At 62.4% G+C, this 17,624-nt stretch carries 16 protein-coding genes; 3 read left to right on the top strand and 13 right to left on the bottom strand.

Features of this window, described 5'->3' with window-relative positions; translation table 11 throughout:
- The first annotated feature begins 6 nt into the window (after window positions 1-6).
- On the top strand, window positions 7-1,014 hold the full coding sequence (locus QMG46_RS13840; RefSeq protein ID WP_281848410.1) for an oxidoreductase: 1,008 nt from the start codon (window positions 7-9) through the stop codon (window positions 1,012-1,014).
- Window positions 1,015-1,083: 69 nt separating this feature from the next.
- Window positions 1,084-1,449 carry a twitching motility response regulator PilH gene (gene pilH, locus QMG46_RS13835; protein ID WP_281848409.1) on the top strand — a complete coding sequence of 122 codons (366 nt, stop codon included), beginning with the start codon at window positions 1,084-1,086 and terminating at the stop codon, window positions 1,447-1,449.
- A 50-nt stretch (window positions 1,450-1,499) separates the two neighbouring features.
- Here pilH and QMG46_RS13830 read toward each other — a convergent pair whose 3' ends face one another.
- Together QMG46_RS13830 and QMG46_RS13825 are read right to left on the bottom strand one after the other, a co-directional pair.
- Entirely contained in the window at window positions 1,500-2,408 is a 909-nt protein-coding gene (locus tag QMG46_RS13830) for a DnaJ C-terminal domain-containing protein (protein ID WP_281848408.1), read from the bottom strand.
- Between the two features lie 146 nt (window positions 2,409-2,554).
- On the bottom strand, window positions 2,555-3,007 hold the full coding sequence (locus QMG46_RS13825; RefSeq protein WP_281848407.1) for an Hsp20/alpha crystallin family protein: 453 nt from the start codon (window positions 3,005-3,007) through the stop codon (window positions 2,555-2,557).
- 138 nt (window positions 3,008-3,145) lie between these two features.
- Between QMG46_RS13825 and QMG46_RS13820 the strand changes: the two genes are divergently transcribed.
- Entirely contained in the window at window positions 3,146-3,622 is a 477-nt protein-coding gene (locus tag QMG46_RS13820; protein ID WP_281848406.1) for a peroxiredoxin, read from the top strand.
- Between the two features lie 70 nt (window positions 3,623-3,692).
- Here QMG46_RS13820 and gyrA read toward each other — a convergent pair whose 3' ends face one another.
- From gyrA to infB, 11 genes are all read right to left on the bottom strand, one after another.
- A complete protein-coding gene (gene gyrA, locus QMG46_RS13815) occupies window positions 3,693-6,296 on the bottom strand; it encodes a DNA gyrase subunit A (protein WP_281848405.1) in 2,604 nt (867 codons plus the stop codon).
- 139 nt (window positions 6,297-6,435) lie between these two features.
- Entirely contained in the window at window positions 6,436-6,825 is a 390-nt protein-coding gene (locus QMG46_RS13810; RefSeq protein WP_281848404.1) for a GtrA family protein, read from the bottom strand.
- Between the two features lie 17 nt (window positions 6,826-6,842).
- Entirely contained in the window at window positions 6,843-7,868 is a 1,026-nt protein-coding gene (mtnA, locus tag QMG46_RS13805) for an S-methyl-5-thioribose-1-phosphate isomerase (protein ID WP_281848403.1), read from the bottom strand.
- Between the two features lie 118 nt (window positions 7,869-7,986).
- The gene (locus QMG46_RS13800) at window positions 7,987-8,175 is read right to left on the bottom strand and encodes a PspC domain-containing protein (RefSeq protein WP_281848402.1); all 189 of its coding nucleotides are present in this window, start codon (window positions 8,173-8,175) and stop codon (window positions 7,987-7,989) included.
- A gap of 24 nt (window positions 8,176-8,199) precedes the next feature.
- On the bottom strand, window positions 8,200-9,267 hold the full coding sequence (locus tag QMG46_RS13795) for a class III poly(R)-hydroxyalkanoic acid synthase subunit PhaC (protein WP_281848401.1): 1,068 nt from the start codon (window positions 9,265-9,267) through the stop codon (window positions 8,200-8,202).
- Window positions 9,268-9,276: 9 nt separating this feature from the next.
- Window positions 9,277-10,404 (bottom strand): poly(R)-hydroxyalkanoic acid synthase subunit PhaE, encoded by a 1,128-nt coding sequence (locus QMG46_RS13790; protein ID WP_281848400.1) that lies wholly within the window; start codon window positions 10,402-10,404, stop codon window positions 9,277-9,279.
- Between the two features lie 169 nt (window positions 10,405-10,573).
- Window positions 10,574-12,679 (bottom strand): polyribonucleotide nucleotidyltransferase, encoded by a 2,106-nt coding sequence (gene pnp / locus QMG46_RS13785; RefSeq protein ID WP_281848399.1) that lies wholly within the window; start codon window positions 12,677-12,679, stop codon window positions 10,574-10,576.
- 26 nt (window positions 12,680-12,705) lie between these two features.
- Window positions 12,706-12,975: a 30S ribosomal protein S15 gene (gene rpsO / locus QMG46_RS13780; RefSeq protein WP_281848398.1), complete on the bottom strand. Its 270-nt coding sequence runs from the start codon at window positions 12,973-12,975 to the stop codon at window positions 12,706-12,708.
- 152 nt (window positions 12,976-13,127) lie between these two features.
- Complete coding sequence (truB, locus tag QMG46_RS13775; RefSeq protein WP_281848397.1) at window positions 13,128-14,054, bottom strand: tRNA pseudouridine(55) synthase TruB; 927 nt, start codon at window positions 14,052-14,054, stop codon at window positions 13,128-13,130.
- Window positions 14,055-14,107: 53 nt separating this feature from the next.
- Window positions 14,108-14,482, bottom strand: coding sequence for a 30S ribosome-binding factor RbfA (gene rbfA, locus QMG46_RS13770; protein WP_281848396.1), 375 nt, complete (start codon window positions 14,480-14,482; stop codon window positions 14,108-14,110).
- 138 nt (window positions 14,483-14,620) lie between these two features.
- Complete coding sequence (gene infB / locus QMG46_RS13765; RefSeq protein ID WP_281848395.1) at window positions 14,621-17,509, bottom strand: translation initiation factor IF-2; 2,889 nt, start codon at window positions 17,507-17,509, stop codon at window positions 14,621-14,623.
- Window positions 17,510-17,624 lie beyond the last annotated feature (115 nt).

Below are 17,624 nucleotides of genomic sequence, written 5' to 3'. Positions count from 1 at the left end.
CGAAGCATGAGCTTCACCGCATCGTTTCGCGCATTTCGCATTCATAACGACGCATCGGGTTATCGCGCCGGCGTGGAAACCATCGACGCCGACGCCTTGAGCCCTGGCGAGCTGCTGGTCGAGGTGGCCTACTCCTCGGTCAATTTCAAGGACGCGCTGGCCGGTACCGGCAAGGGCAAGATCCTGCGCCAGTACCCGTTGAACGGCGGCATCGATGTCGCCGGCCGTGTCGTCGCATCCACCGATCACAACTTCAAGGAAGGCGATGCGGTGCTGTGCACCGGCAGCGGTCTTTCCGAAACGCGCGACGGCGGCTACGGCCAATACATCCGTCTGCCGGCACAGTGGGCGATTCCGCTGCCGGCCCATCTGAGCCTGCGCGAAAGCATGATCCTGGGCACGGCCGGCTTTACCGCCGCGCTGGGCCTTTGGCAGATGGAGAACAACCGGCAGACACCATCGCTAGGCCCGATCGCCGTTACCGGCGCCACAGGCGGCGTAGGCATGCTGGCGATCGATATCTACTCACGTGCCGGCTACGAGGTACATGCAATCAGCGGCAAGACCGACCAGTTCGATGTATTGCGCGAACTGGGCGCCAGCGAATGCCTGGACCGCCACCAGCTGGCCTTCAGCGGCAAGCCGATGGACTCGGCCCGCTTCGGCGGCGCACTGGATAACGTCGGCGGCAAGATGCTGGCCGGGCTACTTCCTCTGATCCAACCCTATGGCAACGTTGCGGTTTGCGGTAATGCCGGCGGCTTTGCCTTCGACAGTACTGTGATGCCCTTCATCATCCGTGGCGTCAACCTGCTAGGCGTGGCCTCGGCCGGTACCGCTCGCGATATCCGTGAAGAGGTCTGGCAACGTCTGGCAACAGACTGGAAACCGCGCCATCTCGACCGCATTGCGACACGTGAAGTCGACCTGGACGGCTTGGCCGGGGTGTTCGAACCCATGCTGGCAGGTGAGTCATTTGGTCGTACCTTGGTACGTATTGGTCCCGATGCCTAGACAAGTGGCTTGGAACCCGCGATAAACGCAGCTTAGAATCACTGAAACAACTAGGGGAACTTATTCCTTATGGCACGCATCCTGATCGTCGACGATTCGCCGTCGCAGTTGCTTGGCATCAAGCGTATCGTCGAAAAGCTCGGGCATGAGGCGGTAACCGCCGAAGACGGCGCAGCCGGTGTCGAAGCCGCCAAGCGCGAAATGCCCGATCTGATTCTGATGGACGTGGTGATGCCCAACCTCAATGGTTTCCAGGCCACACGCACTATCAGCAAGGATCCGGGCACCGCGCACATTCCGATCGTGCTGGTCACTACCAAGGACCAGGACACGGACAAGGTGTGGGGTATGCGCCAAGGCGCGAAAGCCTATGTCACTAAGCCGATCAAGGAAGAAGAGCTGGTGTCGACGCTGAAGACATTGCTGCCTGCATAAACCGGCTTTGCTTCGATAAAAAAACGGCGCCAAGGCGCCGTTTTTTTTCGCTAACTGCGCGGGTCATACCCGCCAAACGCATCGCGCAAGGCTTCATACGCCTTGCGCTCTTCCTCGCTGGCTGCAGCGGGCGCCCGAATCGACAACTCGACCAATTGATCGCCTGGCGTCGTGCCCGGCATCCCCCGGCCCTTCAAGCGCAGCTTGCGGCCCGATTGCGAGCCAGCGGGAATGCGCAGGTCCACGGTGCCGGCCAGGGTCGGCACGGGCACCGTAGCGCCCAGGGCGGCTTCCCAGGGCGTGATCGGCAGGACGTGCAGTACGTTGTGCCCCTCGAGGCGGAAGCGGGCATCGTCGCGAATACCGACCTCCAGCAGCAGGTCGCCGCTGGGACCGCCGGCTTGGCCTGCATGGCCCTGCCCGGCGAGGCGGATGACCTTGCCCGGCTGAATGCCGGCCGGAATCTTCACTTCCAGCGTGCGCTCGCCGCCATGACTGTCCTGCAGTACCAGACGGGTTCGGCCGCCGTCGAAGGCTGTCTTCAGGTCGATCTGTACCTGCGCCTGCACGTCGCCGCCCCGGCGCGGCCGTGGCGCGCCGCGCCCGGCCGCTCCGCCGGCACGCGCGCCAAAGAGGCTTTCGAAAAAGTCGCTGAAGTCGCCGTGGCCCGAATCGCCAAAATCGAAACCCTGCCCGCCCTGTCCCCAGCCCGGCGGGGGACGGAACTGCTCGCCACCGCGATAACCGCCGGCGCGCAGCTGATCGTAAGCCGCGCGCTTTTCTTTATCGCGCAGCACTTCATTGGCTTCGTTAATCGCCTTGAACTTGTCTTCGGCGCCCGCTTCTTTGTTCTTGTCCGGATGATATTTGCGCGCCAATTTGCGATAGGCCGCCTTGATATCGGCCTCGCTGGCATCGGGCTTCACACCCAGGATGTCGTAATAATCTTTGAATTCCACCGCCGCTCCCCGGCCAATGCTTTAAGCACATGCAGCCTGCCGCAGACAATCGTCCGCGACAGGCCGTTCATGTCATTGCAGTCTACCCGCGAAAGCCAGGCGACCGTGAGCCGATCGCCTGGCCTCATGCCTTAAGTACAGGCCTATCAGTGCGCGGTATCGATCGCGATGCGGCGCGGCGCGGTCTGCGCACGCTTCGGGATCACGACCTCCAGCACGCCATGCTTGCCGCTGGCGGTAATGCCTTCGGCGTCGGCGCTTTCCGGCAGCGAGAAACGACGGTTAAAGCTGCCATAGGCTCGCTCGATACGAGTGAATTTCGCGCTCTGCTCGGTCTTTTCGGCAACGCGCTCGCCCTTGATGCTCAGCACGTTCTTGTCCATGCTCACTTCGATCGTCGCCGGATCGATGCCCGGAATATCGGCCAATATCACGAAGCGAGTGTCTTCTTCCTTGATATCCACGCGCGGCGCCCATTGGCCCGCGGACGGACTGGCAACGTCCGTCTCGTCGGTGCTCAAAAAGCGATCGAATGCATGACGCACATCGTTCAAGTTGCGCAGTGTGCCCCAGGTCAACTGAGAGGGAATGCGGTTCATCGGGTAACTCCTCAATAGGGTTGCGGCTGGTTGCCGCCTGACACAGGAAATAGGCGCTGGCCGGACAAATTCAAGACGACAGGGCCATGGACAGGCCCTACCATGCGCGTTGTTTTCCCTTCCTTCAGCGTGGCAACCATGAGCATCCAACCGGGCGAGACCCTCCCCGATACCGATATCTACCTGGCCGGCGAGACGATCGAACGCACCCGGACCGCGGACTTGTTTGCAGGTCGCCGCGTGCTGCTTTTTGCGGTGCCCGGCGCGTTCACGCCCACCTGCTCCAACAAGCATCTACCGGGTTATATCGAGCACATGCCCGCGTTCCGCGAGCGCGGTATCGACGTGATGTGCCTGTCGGTGAACGATGCGTATGTGATGCAGGCGTGGGGGCGGAATCAGCACATTCCCAACGATCTGCTGATGCTTGCCGATGGCAATGGGCAGTTCACGCGCAGCATGGGCCTGGAACTCGATGGCAGTGCTTACGGTATGGGTCTGCGCGCACGCCGGTTTGCGCTGTTTGCGGAAAACGGCGTAGTCAGGCTGTTGCAAGTGGAAGCGCCGGGTGAACTGAAGGTCTCGACCGCTGACGTCATGCTTGGCGCCATCTGATTTCCGCATGACACAGAACAAAAAACCCCGTTCTTGCGAACGGGGTTTGATGTAGAGCACTACAACGCTATCAATCCTGAGGCGTATCGGGCGACTCGGGAGCGGCCGACGGCTCCGCACCTTCTTCACCCGTTTCCTCGCCCTCACCCTCGGGCAAGGCATCGAGACGTACCACACCGACCAGGGCTTCGTCCGCCGGCAAGCGGATCAGCGTCACGCCTTGCGTGTTACGGCTGAGCTGCGATACTTCCGCCACGCGTGTGCGCACCAAGGTGCCCTGGTTGGAAATCAACATCAGCTCGTGTGCCTCGGTCACCTGGGTGGCCGACACCAGCGGGCCGTTACGCTCGGAGCACTGGATGCCGATAACACCCTGCGTACCGCGGCCCTTCTTCGGGAACTCGTCCAGCGTCGTGCGCTTGCCGTAACCACGCTCGGTCGCGGTGAGAATGTCGCCCTCGGCAGCCACGATCAGCGACACGACTTCGCTCTTGTCGGCAAGACGCATACCGCGCACGCCGGTGGCGGTGCGGCCCATCGAGCGGACTTCGCCTTCGTCGAAACGCACGACCTTGCCGTTCGACGCAAACAGCAGCACATCGCTATTGCCGTCGGTCAACGCCACATTGACCAGCGCATCGCCCTCGTCAAGGTTGATCGCGATCTTGCCTCGCTGCAGCTGATAAGCGAACTCGGTCAGCGGCGTCTTCTTCACCGTACCCTGGCGGGTGGCGAAGAAAACGAAGCGGTCATCGGTGTACTCATGCACCGGCAACACGGCCTGCACCTTTTCGCCTTCCGACAACGGCAACAGGTTGACCATCGGCTTGCCGCGCGTATTCGGACCCGATTCGGGCATCTGATAAACCTTCAACCAATACACACGACCGGTACTGGTAAAGGTCAACAGCGTGTCGTGGGTATTGACCACCCACAACTGCTCGACGAAATCCTCGTCTTTCAGCGCGGATGCCGAGCGACCCTTGCCGCCACGACGCTGTGCACGGTAAGTGCTGGCCGGCTGACGCTTCACGTAACCGGAGTGCGACAGCGTGACGACGACGTCTTCCGGCGCGATCAGATCCAGTACGTTGAGGTCTTCTTGCGAGTGCTGGATTTCAGTGCGACGCGCATCGCCGAACTCGCTCAGAATATTTTCCAGCTCTTCGCGAATCACCGCGAGCAGACGCTCGGGATCTTCGAGGATCTCGATCAAACCGCGGATCGTGTCGAGAATCTGGCGATACTCGTCCGACAGCTTGTCCTGCTCCAATCCGGTCAGGCGATGCAGACGCATCGCCAGGATTTCCTGCGCCTGGATATCGGATAGCTGATAGGTATCGCCCTTCAGGCCATCGCGCGGATCCATGTCTTCCGGGCGCGACATGTCCGCGCCGGACGCCGTGAGCATGGCGCTGACCAGGCCCGGCTGCCACTTGCGTGCGAGCATGCGTTCGCGCGCCTCGGCCGGCGAGGCTGACGTACGGATCAGCTCGATCATCTCGTCGATGTTCGCCAGCGCGACCGTCAAACCTTCGAGGATATGCGCGCGGGCACGGGCCTTGCGCAGATCGAAGATGGTGCGGCGGGTGACGACTTCACGGCGGTGGCGAATGAAGGCCTCGAGGATGTCCTTGAGGTTCAACAGCTGCGGGCGGCCATCGATCAGCGCCACCATGTTGATGCCGAAGGTGACCTGCAACTGGGTTTGCTGGAACAGGTTGTTCAGCACCACGTCGCCCATCGCGTCACGACGGATCTCGATGACGACGCGCATGCCGTCCTTGTCGGACTCGTCGCGCAGCTCGCTGATGCCTTCGAGCTTCTTTTCCTTGACCAGCTCGGCGATCTTTTCGATCAACCGCGCCTTGTTCACCTGATACGGCAGCTCGGTGACGATGATCGTCTCACGGCCGTTGGTTTCGGTCTCGATATCGGCCTTGGCGCGCACCAGGATACGGCCGCGACCGGTACGGTACGCCTCGATGATGCCCGACGAACCGTTGATGATGCCCGCCGTCGGAAAGTCCGGGCCGGGGATATGCGTCATCAGGTCTTCGATCGACAACGACGGATCGTCGATGAGTGCGATCGTGGCGGCGATCACTTCATTGATGTTGTGCGGCGGCACATTGGTGGCCATGCCGACCGCGATACCCGCCGAACCGTTGATCAGCAGGTTCGGCACGCGCGTCGGCAACACCAGCGGCTCGTGCTCGCTTTCATCGTAGTTCGGACCGAAGTCGACGGTTTCCTTGTCGATATCGGCCAGCAGCTCGTGCGTGAGCTTGGACATGCGCACTTCGGTGTAACGCATGGCCGCCGCGCTGTCGCCGTCGACCGAACCGAAGTTACCCTGGCCATCGATCAGCATGTAGCGCAGGGAGAACGGCTGCGCCATACGAACGATGGCGTCATAGACAGCCACATCGCCATGCGGATGGTATTTACCGATCACGTCACCGACCACGCGGGCCGATTTCTTATAAGGCTTGTTCCAGACATTGCCTAATTCGTTCATCGCGAACAATACGCGGCGATGTACGGGCTTCAGACCATCGCGAACATCCGGAAGTGCGCGGCCTACGATTACGCTCATGGCGTAATCGAGATAGCTCTGACGCATTTCGTCTTCGATGCTTACGCGAATGATTTCTTTGGCGAGTTCTGCCATCAATCGGTTCCCTGGAAGAAGAAAAAGGTCGCGGCACAGCGCCCCCGAGCGCATGCCCCAGCGACCTACAAATTCAGTGCGTGAAGTGTAGCACGAATGTCGTTAAAACGACACTATTTTTTATATATTAATCAATAACTTACAACGATGTTTTGGACTGCCGGAAAAGCATCCCGCGCGCTGTCGCGAAATTGACCAGCGCAGCCACCGCCGAACCTGCCGCAGTAGGCACCGCAGGCCATGGGCGAAGCGCCGGAATGGTCCATAAAAGCGCGGCGAAGACACCGTAATTGACCACCGCGCCGGCGCCCATCAGAGCCATCCAATGCAACCATTCGGCATGGGCCGAGCGGCCGCTGCTGCGCTCGGCAAACGTCTTGCGCCGGTTCCACCACCACGTCACGGTGGCCGCCAGCAGAAACGACAGCACGCGCGCAAGGTAGGGATTCCAGCCAAATGCGCCGACCAGCAGCTGCACCACGCCGGCATCGACAACCAGCCCAAGCACCCCGCCAACGGCGAACAGCATGAGCTCCTGGCGAAGTTTCACCGGCCGAACATCGCCAGCATCGCCATCGTATTGGGCCGCTCGATCACACCACGTTCGGTCACGATGGCGTCGATCAGGCTCGCTGGCGTCACGTCGAATACCGGATTCCAGGCATCGGCACCTTCGACCACGGTGCGCTGGCCGCCCAGCCCGAGCAGCTCGGTCGGATCGCGCAGTTCGATCTCGATGTCGTCGCCCGACACGGTGGCCATGTCGACCGTGGACGATGGTGCGACCACCATGAACTTCACGCCATGGTGTCGCGCGGCGATCGCCAGCTGGTAGGTGCCGATCTTGTTGGCGGTATCGCCATTGGCGGCGATGCGATCGGCGCCGACGATGACCCACTGGACAGCCCCCGAACGCATCAGATGCGACGCGGCGGAGTCGGCAATCAACTTGGCCGGAATGCCGTCGCGCACCAACTCCCACATGGTCAGGCGCGCACCTTGCTGCCAGGGCCGGGTCTCGCCGGCATAGACCTGTTCGATATGGCCATTGGCCACGCCAGCGCGGATCACACCCAGCGCCGTACCGTAACCGGCGGTCGCGAGCGAACCGGTATTGCAGTGCGTGAGCACGCCCGAGTTCGGCGCGATCAACGCAGCGCCCAGTTCGCCCATATGACGGTTGGCGGCCAGATCTTCATCCTGGATCGCCTGAGCCTCGCGCTCCAGCCGCCCAGCGTCCGCACCCGTGGCAATCACCGCCTTCATGCGATCGAGCGCCCACATCAGGTTCACCGCCGTGGGACGCGCCGCGCGCAAGGTGGCCAGGGCCGCGTCGAGCGACTGGCCCTGTTGGGCGGCAAGCACCACACCCCAGGCCGCGGCGATACCGATGGCCGGAGCACCGCGCACGGCCAGGTCCTTGATCGCCTGGGTGACCTGCAAGTAATCGCGGCAATCGAACCAGTGCTCTTTACGTGGCAGCAGGCGCTGATCGAGCAGGCGCAGGTGGTCACCCTGCCATTGGACGGCGCGGATGGTGTCGTGGGAGAGGGTCTTGGCGGAAGTATTCATTGGGTTATTTTACGGGATGGCGAGGCAGACCGGGGCCGAGTGCACAGCTATCCGGCGATGTTGCGGTCGCGACTGAAGTCGCGACCTTCCCGCTGCAAACACGCGGTTTTGGCAACACTCAACCCTGCGGCATCACCAGCCACAGGATCAGATAAAGCAGGATGCCCGAGCCACCGGCCAGGGTCAGGATGATCCAGATCACGCGCACGATGGTGGCATCCCAACCGAGATACTCGGCGACACCACCACACACACCCGCCAGCATTTTCTGGCTGCTCGAACGGCACAAACGTTTTTCGCTATTCATGCATACCCCTCTCGCTCTGAATCGTCAGTCCCTGGAACGCAGCCACTGGTGAATCGCCGGCGGCACTTCACGCTGCGCGCGGCCCGAGACGTAGATCCCGATATGACCGCCCTTGAAGGCCAGCTCGGTGTAGTCGGTCGTACCGACTTTCTTGGCCAGCGCCTTCGATGCGTCCGGCGGCACCAGGTGGTCCTGCTCGGCGAAGATATTCAGCACCGGCTGCGTGATCATGCCCAGGTCTACCGGCTTGCCACCGATGGTCAACGTGCCATGGACCAATTTGTTGCCCTGGTAGAAATCCTTGATGAATTCGCGGAATGCTTCGCCAGCCTGATCGGGCGAGTCGAAGATCCAGCGTTCCATACGCAGGAAATTTTCCAGCTCTTTCGGGTTATCGAGAATGTCCACCAGCGCGATATATTTCTGCTGGTTCAGGCGCACCGGCTTGAGCGTGAGGTAAACCCAGTTCATCAACTCGGCCGGGATATTGCCCATCGTGTCGACAAACAGATCCACGTCCAGGTTCTGCGTCCAGTGCGAAAGCATATTGCCCGGCGTCTGGAAATCGACCGGTGTCACCATGGTGATCAGGTTTTTCACCTTCTCCGGCTGCAGCGCGGTGTAGCACAGCGAGAACGCACCGCCCTGGCAAATGCCCAGCACGTTGATCGCGTCCAGGTTGTGGCGTTTACGCACCGCATCGACGCAGCGGTCGAGATAGCCGTTGATGTAATCGTCCAACGTCAGCCAACGGTCGGCGCCATCGGGGTAGCCCCAGTCGATCAGGTAGACATCCTCACCCTGCGCCAGCAAGTTACGCACCAGCGAACGATCGGCTTGCAGGTCGGTCATCCAGGCGGTGTTGACCAGCGCATACACGATCAGCAAGGGTGTTTTCGCCGTCGGCGCCTTGTCACCCTTGAAATGCCATACGGTGAGTTTGTCTTCGCGATAGATCGCTTCGCGCGGGGTATTGGCGTACTCCGGCTCGACCATGCCACGCACGTTGCTCAATCCCGCGGAAAGCTTTTGCTGGAAGCTACTTATTTCGGCAAGCAGGCTGGCCGGATCGAATTGAAAAGGTACGTTCATCGCGGTTCCTTACTTGCTGCGACGCGTGCCGGTCTTGGCGCCGGCCGTCTTTTTCGGTGCTGCCGAACGGGCCGGCGCAGGCTTTTTTGCCGTCCTTGCGGCGGTATCGGTTTTCTTTTGCGCCTCGGCGAGCTTGCGCTTGAGTGCGGCCACTTCGGCGCGCAAAGCGTCGGAGTTGTCGCCAGCATCAGGCTGCGTGGCTGCAGCCGCCGAACGAACTTCGCGGCGTAGTTCCTGCAGACGTTTGCCCAGTGCGGTGACTTCACTACGCGTAGGCAGGCCCAGCTCACGACATGCCGCTTCCAGCTGCTGTTGCTGCAACTGGCGCACGCGCATCTGCGCGTTGACCATGGCGCCGTAGACCTGTTTGAACTCCGTCGACAGTGCGATCTGCGCGTAGCATTCTTCCGCGGCATCCACCCAAAGGTCGTACAACGCCTTCAGCGAATCCACGTGTTTGCCGGTATTGGCCATCTCGGCAAGCTGTGCCTGCAAGCGCTCGAAACCTTGCGCGTTGGCTTGTTGGATCAGCGACTGATAGTGCGAGGCCGTCTCGGCATATTCGCGCATGGCTGCGGCGAGTGCCTGCTGCTGTAGCTGACGTTCACGCGTGAAGCCAAAAGCGGCGGAGGTATCGCCAAAGCCCGGCATCGAGCCGAAATTCGGCATGGCACCGAAGTTAGGCATCGCGCCAAAGTTAGGCATCGCATTGAAATTCGGCATGGCATTGAAACCCGACATGCCGGCAAGCCCTGGCATCGCACCCATACCGCTTTGTGCCTGCATCCAGTGCTGCCACTGCTGGAAAAAACTTTGCGCGGATGCACCGTCCAGCCCGGCAAACGCCTGAGTAAACGGCTGGCCGCCCATGCCGGCAAACAGACCCTGCATCTGGCGCTGCCAGTCATCGCCGCCCTGCCCCAGACCGCTGGTGGCGGCGCTGCGCAACCAGTCGGCATAAGCCTTGGCACCGGCCATGCTGCGTGTCATGAAGTCGTCCGCGCGGGTACTGGAACCCGACGGCGCGAATGGAGAAACAGCCGCGGGCTGTTGCTGCAAATAGCGCGTCCACGCGTCCCAGGATTGCTGCGCGAGTGCCTGGTAATCCTTTAGAAAATCGGTTGGCTGATCGGCCATGCTTGGGTCCTCCATCACATGAGGGCATGGTAGCAGCCAGGGGTTGCGGTTGCGTCACGGTTGGTCGCGACCAACTCGCTAAAACACCACCCTGCATGCAGGTACTCCCTTAAAACAAAAAGCCCGGTCGCGAGACCGGGCTTTTTGTCGATACGCTTTACGCCAGAACTTAAGCGTTGGCGTTCTCGTCTTCGGTGACGGCCTTCATGGACAGGCGGATACGGCCCTGCTTGTCCACTTCGAGCACCTTGACCTTGACGATATCGCCTTCCTTCAGCTTGTCGGAGACCTTCTCGACGCGCTCGTTGGAGATCTGCGAGACGTGGACGAGACCGTCCTTGCCCGGCAGGATCGTGACGAATGCGCCGAAGTCCATCAGCTTGGCGACCTTGCCTTCGTAGATGCGGCCCGGCTCGACGTCGGAGACGATCTGCTCGATACGCGCCTTGGCGGCGTTGGCTGCCTCGCGGTTGACCGAAGCGATCACGACCGTGCCGTCGTCGGTGATGTCGATGGTGGTGCCGGTCTCTTCGGTGATTGAGCGGATGGTGGCGCCGCCCTTGCCGATGACTTCGCGGATCTTGTCCGGATGGATCTTGATGGTGAGCAGACGCGGGGCGTATTCGCTCATTTCCGAACGCGGCTCGCTGATCACCTTGGCCATTTCGCCCAGGATGTGCAGACGACCACGCTTGGCCTGCTCCAGCGCCACCTTCATGATCTCTTCGGTGATGCCGTCGATCTTGATGTCCATCTGCAGCGCGGACACGCCATCGGCGGTACCGGCCACCTTGAAGTCCATGTCGCCCAGGTGATCTTCGTCACCCAGGATGTCCGACAGAACGACAAAATCGTTGCCTTCCTTGACCAGGCCCATGGCGATACCCGCCACCGGAGCCTTCAGCGGCACGCCGGCTGCCATCATGGCCATCGAGGAACCGCAAACCGAGGCCATCGACGAGGAGCCGTTCGACTCGGTAATTTCCGAGACGACGCGCAGCACATACGGGTACTGCTCCATCGTCGGCTTGACCGCCTGGACGCCGCGCTTGGCGAGACGGCCATGACCGATTTCACGACGCTTCGGGGCGCCGAAGCGGCCCGCTTCGCCCACCGAGAAGGGGGGGAAGTTGTAATGGAACAGGAAGGGATCCTTCGACTCGCCTTCCGGCGCATCGATGATCTGGGCGTCACGCGTGGTGCCCATCGTGACGACGACCAGCGCCTGCGTCTCGCCACGGGTGAACAGCGCCGAGCCGTGGGTGCGCGGCAACACGTCGACACGCGCGGTGATCTGACGCACGTCATCGAGCTGGCGACCGTCGATACGCACCTTGGTCTTGAGCACGCCGCTGCGCATCGTGGTGTATTCGATTTCGGCAAAGGCATTGCCGATATCCGCATCGGACCAGCCGTGATTCGCCGCGGTCTGCGCGATGCCGGTCTTGATGTCGCCCTTGAGCGCGCTGATGGCGTCGCGACGCTCCAGCTTGTCGCGGATCGCGAAAGCCTTTTCGAGACGGTCGCCAAGAATCGAATTGATCGAATCGAACAGCGCGTCGTTGCGCGCCGGGGCTTCCCAATGGAACGTCTTGCGGCCGGCTTCGGCCACAAACGCATTGATGGCTTCGATTGCCACCTGCATCTGCTGGTGACCGAACACCACGGCGCCGAGCATCACTTCTTCGGTGAGCAGCTTGGCTTCGGATTCGACCATCAGCACGGCGTTGTGCGTACCGGCGACGACCAGGTCGAGGTCGGAGGTCTTCAGCTCGGTAGCGGTCGGATTCAGCAGGTACTTGCCATCGGCGTAACCGACACGAGCAGCGCCGATCGGACCCTTGAACGGGATACCGGCCAGGGTGAGCGCAGCGGACGCGCCCAGGATGGCCGGGATATCGCCGTCGATCTCAGGATTGAGCGAGATGACCTGGGCGATGACCTGGACTTCGTTCTTGAAATCTTCCGGGAACAGCGGACGCACCGGGCGATCGATCAGACGCGAGGTCAGCGTCTCCTTTTCGGTCGGGCGGCCTTCGCGCTTGAAGAAGCCACCGGGGATACGGCCGGCCGAGTAGAACTTCTCGACGTAGTCGACAGTGAGAGGGAAGAAATCCTGCCCATCGCGCGCCTTGGAAGCAGCTACGGCCGTGACCAGGACAACGGTCCCGCCCATGCTGACCATGACTGCGCCGGACGCCTGGCGGGCGATTTCGCCCGTCTCCAGTGTGACTTCGTGATTACCGTACTGGAATGACTTGGTTACTTTCGCCACGTTGTGTGTGTCCTTGTCGATGTCGATTAGCGGCGCAGGCCGAGACGTTCGATCAGGCTCTGATAGCGGCCCAGGTCATTCTTCTTGAGGTAGCCCAGCAGCGACTTGCGCTGATTGACCAGCTTGAGCAGACCACGACGCGAATGGTGATCCTGCTTGTGGGTCTTGAAATGGTCGGTCAGGTGGTCGATACGGGCCGACAACAGGGCCACCTGGACTTCCGGCGAACCGGTATCGTTCGGCACGCGGCCGAAATCAGCAATGATCTTGCCGGTCTGTTCTGCAGTAAGGGACATGAGAATCTCTTCCTTAAAAGGCGATGCGAAGCTTGCGCAATGTCACTGGGATGACATTGCGCAAGCTTCGCCTTGTGAATGAATGATTTGGAACAAGCTGGCTATTCTAACGATTGATACACCTAGACAACAAGAGCATGACAGCTCCTGGACTAACAAATCGCTCCACCAGGCGGCAAATTGAAGCCGCGGGCGATGCGCAGCACTCCATCTTCCCGGATATCGGCCAGCGCCAGCAGGCGGCCGTCATCGGCAAAGACAGCGTACCGGGTCTCCTCGACCAACGGCTCGACCGGAATCTGACGCCCCTGTGAGACGGCAAAGCTCTGCTCCGCGTCCAACCGCAGCTGCGGCAGGTCGGTGAGGCCCTCGGCGATCGGCAGCACATGGGCCAGCAAGGCCGCGTCACCCTGCGCCGCGGCGGCCTGCAGGGTTTCGAGGGTGACCATGCGCGGCTCGCGAAAGGGCTCGACCCATAGGCGTCGCAGCGCCGTCAGATGCGCGCCACAGCCCAGGTCCTCGCCCAGGTCCACGGCCAGGCTGCGCACATAGGTGCCCGACCCGCACTCGACATAGAGCTTGAGCCGATCACCGGCCCGCTCCAGCAGGTCCAGGCGATAGATATCCACCTCGCGCGGTGGTGCAGCCACGTCCTCGCCACGGCGCGCCCTCAGGTACAGCGGCTCACCATCCTGCTTGAGCGCCGAATAGACCGGGGGTATCTGAGTGATGCGGCCACGCAGGCGTGACAGGGCCTGTTCGATCCGGGCTTCGTCCAGCTCAGGCACCGGGCGCTCGGCGACGATCTCGCCTTCCAGATCGGCCGTGGTAGTGGTGGCGCCCAGCCGGCATTCGGCCAGATAGGCCTTGCGCGAGCCCAGCAAGGTGCCAGCAACCTTGGTCGCCTCGCCCATGCACAGCGGCAGCAGGCCGGTCGCCAACGGATCGAGCGCACCGGTGTGCCCGCCCTTCTCCGCACGCAGCAGCTTGCGCACCGCCTGCAGGGCCTGGTTGGAGCTGAGCCCCAGGGGTTTGTCGAGCAGGACGATGCCGTGCAGGTTGCGGAATTTGATGCGCATTGAGCTAGGGAACGGGGAACAGGAAACGGACGGGCGCGTCTGGCCCAAGCCGATTATTCGTCTGTCGTCTCGGAACTGCCCGCATCGCCCGAATCGCGCAGCAACTGCTCGATCCGCTCGCCCTTGTCGACCGAGTCGTCGTACTTGAAGCGCAGCTCCGGCACGCGGCGCAGGCGCATCGAGCGCGACAGCTCGCGGCGAAATTCGACTTTCAGCTCGTTCAGCGCCTTGACTGCCTGCAACGATTGCTCGGGCATCAACGCGGTAACCCAGACGGTCGCCCAGTCCAGGTCGCGGGTGACTTCCACATCGGACACACTGACCGACGGCAGGCCGTGGTCGCGCACCGCGCTGTGAACCAGGAGGCCAAGCTCACGCCGGAGTTCGGCGCCGACGCGGTCGGTACGTTTGAAATCGCGTGAGGGCATAGAGCCTCCTTAAAAATTCTTTGGGGGTGGGAGACGGGTTGTGGGGGCGCGAAAACCGGCTGCCGCCGAAACGGCCAACGCCCCGACTTGCGAGGCGCGGGAGCATGCGCTCCCGCTACCCATCTCCCAACTCCGCTCTTACAGCGAACGAGCCACTTCGATACGTTCGAAGCACTCGATCTGATCGCCGACCTTGACGTCGTTGTACTGCTTCACGGCGATACCGCATTCCATGCCGTTGCGTACTTCGTCGACGAGGTCCTTGAAGCGACGCAGCGATTCCAGTTCGCCCTGGAACACGACGGTGTTGTCGCGAAGCACGCGGATCGGCTTGCTGCGCTTGACGTTGCCTTCGATGACCATGCAACCGGCCACCGCGCCGAACTTGGAGCTGCGGAAGACTTCGCGAACCTGCGCGACACCGATGATCTCTTCGCGCACTTCCATGCCCAACAGACCCGAAGCGGCCTGCTTCACCTGGTCGATCACGTCGTAGATGATCGAGAAGTAACGGACGTCGAGGCCCGCCGTATCGATCACCTTGCGTGCCGAGGCATCGGCACGGACGTTGAAGCCGATCACCAGCGCCTTCGAGGCGGCGGCGAGCGTGGCGTCGGACTCGGTGATGCCACCGACGCCGGCCGCGATCACGTTGACCTTCACATTCTCGTTGCCGATCTGGCTGAGCGATTCACGCAACGCCTGCACCGAACCCTGCACGTCGGCCTTGACCAGGATATTGAGCGTCTGCTGCTCGGCACCCTGGCTCATCTGCGCCATGATGTCTTCCAGGCGGTTGGCCTTGCTGACCATGCGCGTTTCGCGACGCTTCAACTGACGCTCGGCGGCCACTTCGCGCGCTAGGCGCTCGTCGGCCACGACCACGAAGTCGTCACCCGATTCGGGCACGCCGGACAGACCCAGCACCTGCACCGGGATCGACGGGCCGGCCGACTGCACGGTCTTGCCGTTCTCGTCGACCAGTGCACGCATACGGCCGTATTCGATACCGCAGACAACGAAGTCGCCGCGCTTCAACGTACCCTGCTGCACCAGCACGGTGGCGACCGGACCACGACCGCGGTCGAGGCTCGATTCGATCACCACACCCGAGGCCGGGCCGTCTTCGACGGCGGTCAGCTCCATCACTTCAGCCTGAACCGAAATGGCGTCGAGCAGTTCGTCGATACCCATGCCGGTCTTGGCCGATACCGGCACGAACGGCGTGTCGCCACCCCATTCTTCCGGGATCACTTCCAGTACGCCCAGGCCCTGCTTGACGTGGTCCGGATTGGCGTCGGACTTGTCCATCTTGTTGACCGCAACGATCAGCGGCACCTTGGCGGCGCGCGCATGCTGCACGGCTTCGGCCGTCTGCGGCATGACGCCGTCGTCGGCCGCAACCACCAGCACCACGATATCCGTGGACTGCGCACCGCGGGCACGCATCGAGGTGAACGCGGCATGGCCCGGGGTATCGAGGAAGGTGATGACGCCCTTGGGCGTTTCCACATGATACGCACCGATATGCTGGGTAATGCCACCGGCTTCGCCCGAGGCGACCTTGGTCCGGCGGATGTAATCGAGCAGCGAGGTCTTACCGTGGTCGACGTGACCCATGATGGTGACGACCGGCGGACGCGCGACCTTCTCGCCCTCCAGCTCGGCATTCTGGGTGTGTGCCGCGAGCGCCGCTTCGGCGTTGTCCTGGCTGACGTCGACCGGCTTGTGACCGAGTTCTTCCACCACCAGCACGGCGGTGTCGTGATCGATGGTCTGGTTGATGGTCGCCATGACGCCCATCTTGAACAGCGCCTTGACCACTTCCGAACCCTTGACCGCCATCTTGTTGGCGAGCTCGGCCACGACGTTGTTGTCGCCGATCACTACCTCACGCACGACCGGAGCGGTCGGACGCGAGAAACCATGCGTACCACTGGCTGCCTGCGTACCGCCACCACGGAAGTTGTCGCGGCTGTTGCCGCCCTTGCCGGGCTTGCCACGCTTGCTGGAGCGGCGCGCGCGGTCGGCATCGCTCAGATGCAGCTCACCGGAGGCGAAACGCTTGCCGCCCGGGCCTTCGTCGCGATCGCGCCCACCGCCACCGCCGCCATGACGCGGCTTGTTGCGTGCGTCGGCGTTGGCCGGGGCAGCAGCGTTGCCGGCTGCCGGGGCCGGCGATCCAGCCGCACGGGCAGGAGCGTGGGCCGGTGCGGCAGCAGGGGCCGGCGCGGGCGCGGGCGCCGGTGCAGGCACTGCCACCGGCTTGATTTCGCGGCGACGCGGCTCGTGAATGCGCGGCAGGATCATGCCCAGCGCCTTCGGGTCAATCTTCTGCGTCGGCATGACCAGCGTCTTGTCTCTATCTGCACGCGTGGGGGTCGGAGCGGCCGCAGGGGTCGCTTCGACGGCAGGGACCTGCGCTTCGCCCTGCGATTGGCGTGCGGCGGCTTCATCCGCTTCGCGAGCCCGCTCCTGGGCAGCCAGTGCCTCGGCTTCGGCCTGCTGACGCTGCAACTCGGCGGCTTCGGCCTGCTGGCGCTCTTCTTCGGCGCGCTGCTCCGCTTCCGCGTGGCGGCGGCGCTCGATTTCCAGGCGCTCGTTCTCTTCGTGGTCGCGCTGCTGCTGCGATTCCTGCAGCTTGCGCACGGCGTCTTCGCGCGTGGCATCGCCGCTGGCTTCCTCGGCGATCACGCTGCGCTTGACGTAGGTGCGCTTGGCGCGCACTTCCACGTTGACCGTCTTGGCGGCTGCGGCACCACGCCCGCCCGGAGTCGCGACTTTCAGTTCGCTGACCTTGCGGCGCTTGAGCGTGATCTGGCGCGGCGAGCTGTCGTCGGCCTCGACGGTGGCCTCGCTTTTACCGTGCGTACGGCGCAGAAAGCCCAGCAGTTTCACCTTTTCGGTGCTGCTGATGACCTGCTCCGGGTCGGAAAAAGGCATACCCGCTTCGGACAGCTGCGTCAGCAGCTTGTCGACCGGCATGCTCAATACCTGGGCCAATTGTTTAATCGTCACATCTGACATCGTGTTCTTTCTCCGCCGTTCCCGCGCTTATCGTCTGTACGGCTTGCCATACAGCCACCGCCATCCTTGGTGAGAGACATCGCAGTCTCTCTGGGCGCACCCATCCGAGGGTGCT

The sequence above is a fragment of the Dyella sp. GSA-30 genome, from assembly GCF_027924605.1.
In the GTDB taxonomy this organism is placed as follows: domain Bacteria; phylum Pseudomonadota; class Gammaproteobacteria; order Xanthomonadales; family Rhodanobacteraceae; genus GSA-30.
This window is presented reverse-complemented; position numbering and strand designations above follow the sequence as displayed.

Excerpts from the sequence above, each read along its gene's own strand:
- QMG46_RS13840 (WP_281848410.1), top strand. The coding sequence starts at position 7 with ATGAGCTTCACCGCATCGTTTCGCGCATTTCGCATTCATAACGACGCA.
- pilH (WP_281848409.1), top strand. The coding sequence starts at position 1,084 with ATGGCACGCATCCTGATCGTCGACGATTCGCCGTCGCAGTTGCTTGGC.
- QMG46_RS13825 (WP_281848407.1), bottom strand. The coding sequence starts at position 3,007 with ATGAACCGCATTCCCTCTCAGTTGACCTGGGGCACACTGCGCAACTTG.
- QMG46_RS13820 (WP_281848406.1), top strand. The coding sequence starts at position 3,146 with ATGAGCATCCAACCGGGCGAGACCCTCCCCGATACCGATATCTACCTG.
- gyrA (WP_281848405.1), bottom strand. The coding sequence starts at position 6,296 with ATGGCAGAACTCGCCAAAGAAATCATTCGCGTAAGCATCGAAGACGAA.
- QMG46_RS13810 (WP_281848404.1), bottom strand. The coding sequence starts at position 6,825 with ATGCTGTTCGCCGTTGGCGGGGTGCTTGGGCTGGTTGTCGATGCCGGC.
- mtnA (WP_281848403.1), bottom strand. The coding sequence starts at position 7,868 with ATGAATACTTCCGCCAAGACCCTCTCCCACGACACCATCCGCGCCGTC.
- QMG46_RS13800 (WP_281848402.1), bottom strand. The coding sequence starts at position 8,175 with ATGAATAGCGAAAAACGTTTGTGCCGTTCGAGCAGCCAGAAAATGCTG.
- QMG46_RS13795 (WP_281848401.1), bottom strand. The coding sequence starts at position 9,267 with ATGAACGTACCTTTTCAATTCGATCCGGCCAGCCTGCTTGCCGAAATA.
- QMG46_RS13790 (WP_281848400.1), bottom strand. The coding sequence starts at position 10,404 with ATGGCCGATCAGCCAACCGATTTTCTAAAGGATTACCAGGCACTCGCG.
- rpsO (WP_281848398.1), bottom strand. The coding sequence starts at position 12,975 with ATGTCCCTTACTGCAGAACAGACCGGCAAGATCATTGCTGATTTCGGC.
- truB (WP_281848397.1), bottom strand. The coding sequence starts at position 14,054 with ATGCGCATCAAATTCCGCAACCTGCACGGCATCGTCCTGCTCGACAAA.
- rbfA (WP_281848396.1), bottom strand. The coding sequence starts at position 14,482 with ATGCCCTCACGCGATTTCAAACGTACCGACCGCGTCGGCGCCGAACTC.
- infB (WP_281848395.1), bottom strand. The coding sequence starts at position 17,509 with ATGTCAGATGTGACGATTAAACAATTGGCCCAGGTATTGAGCATGCCG.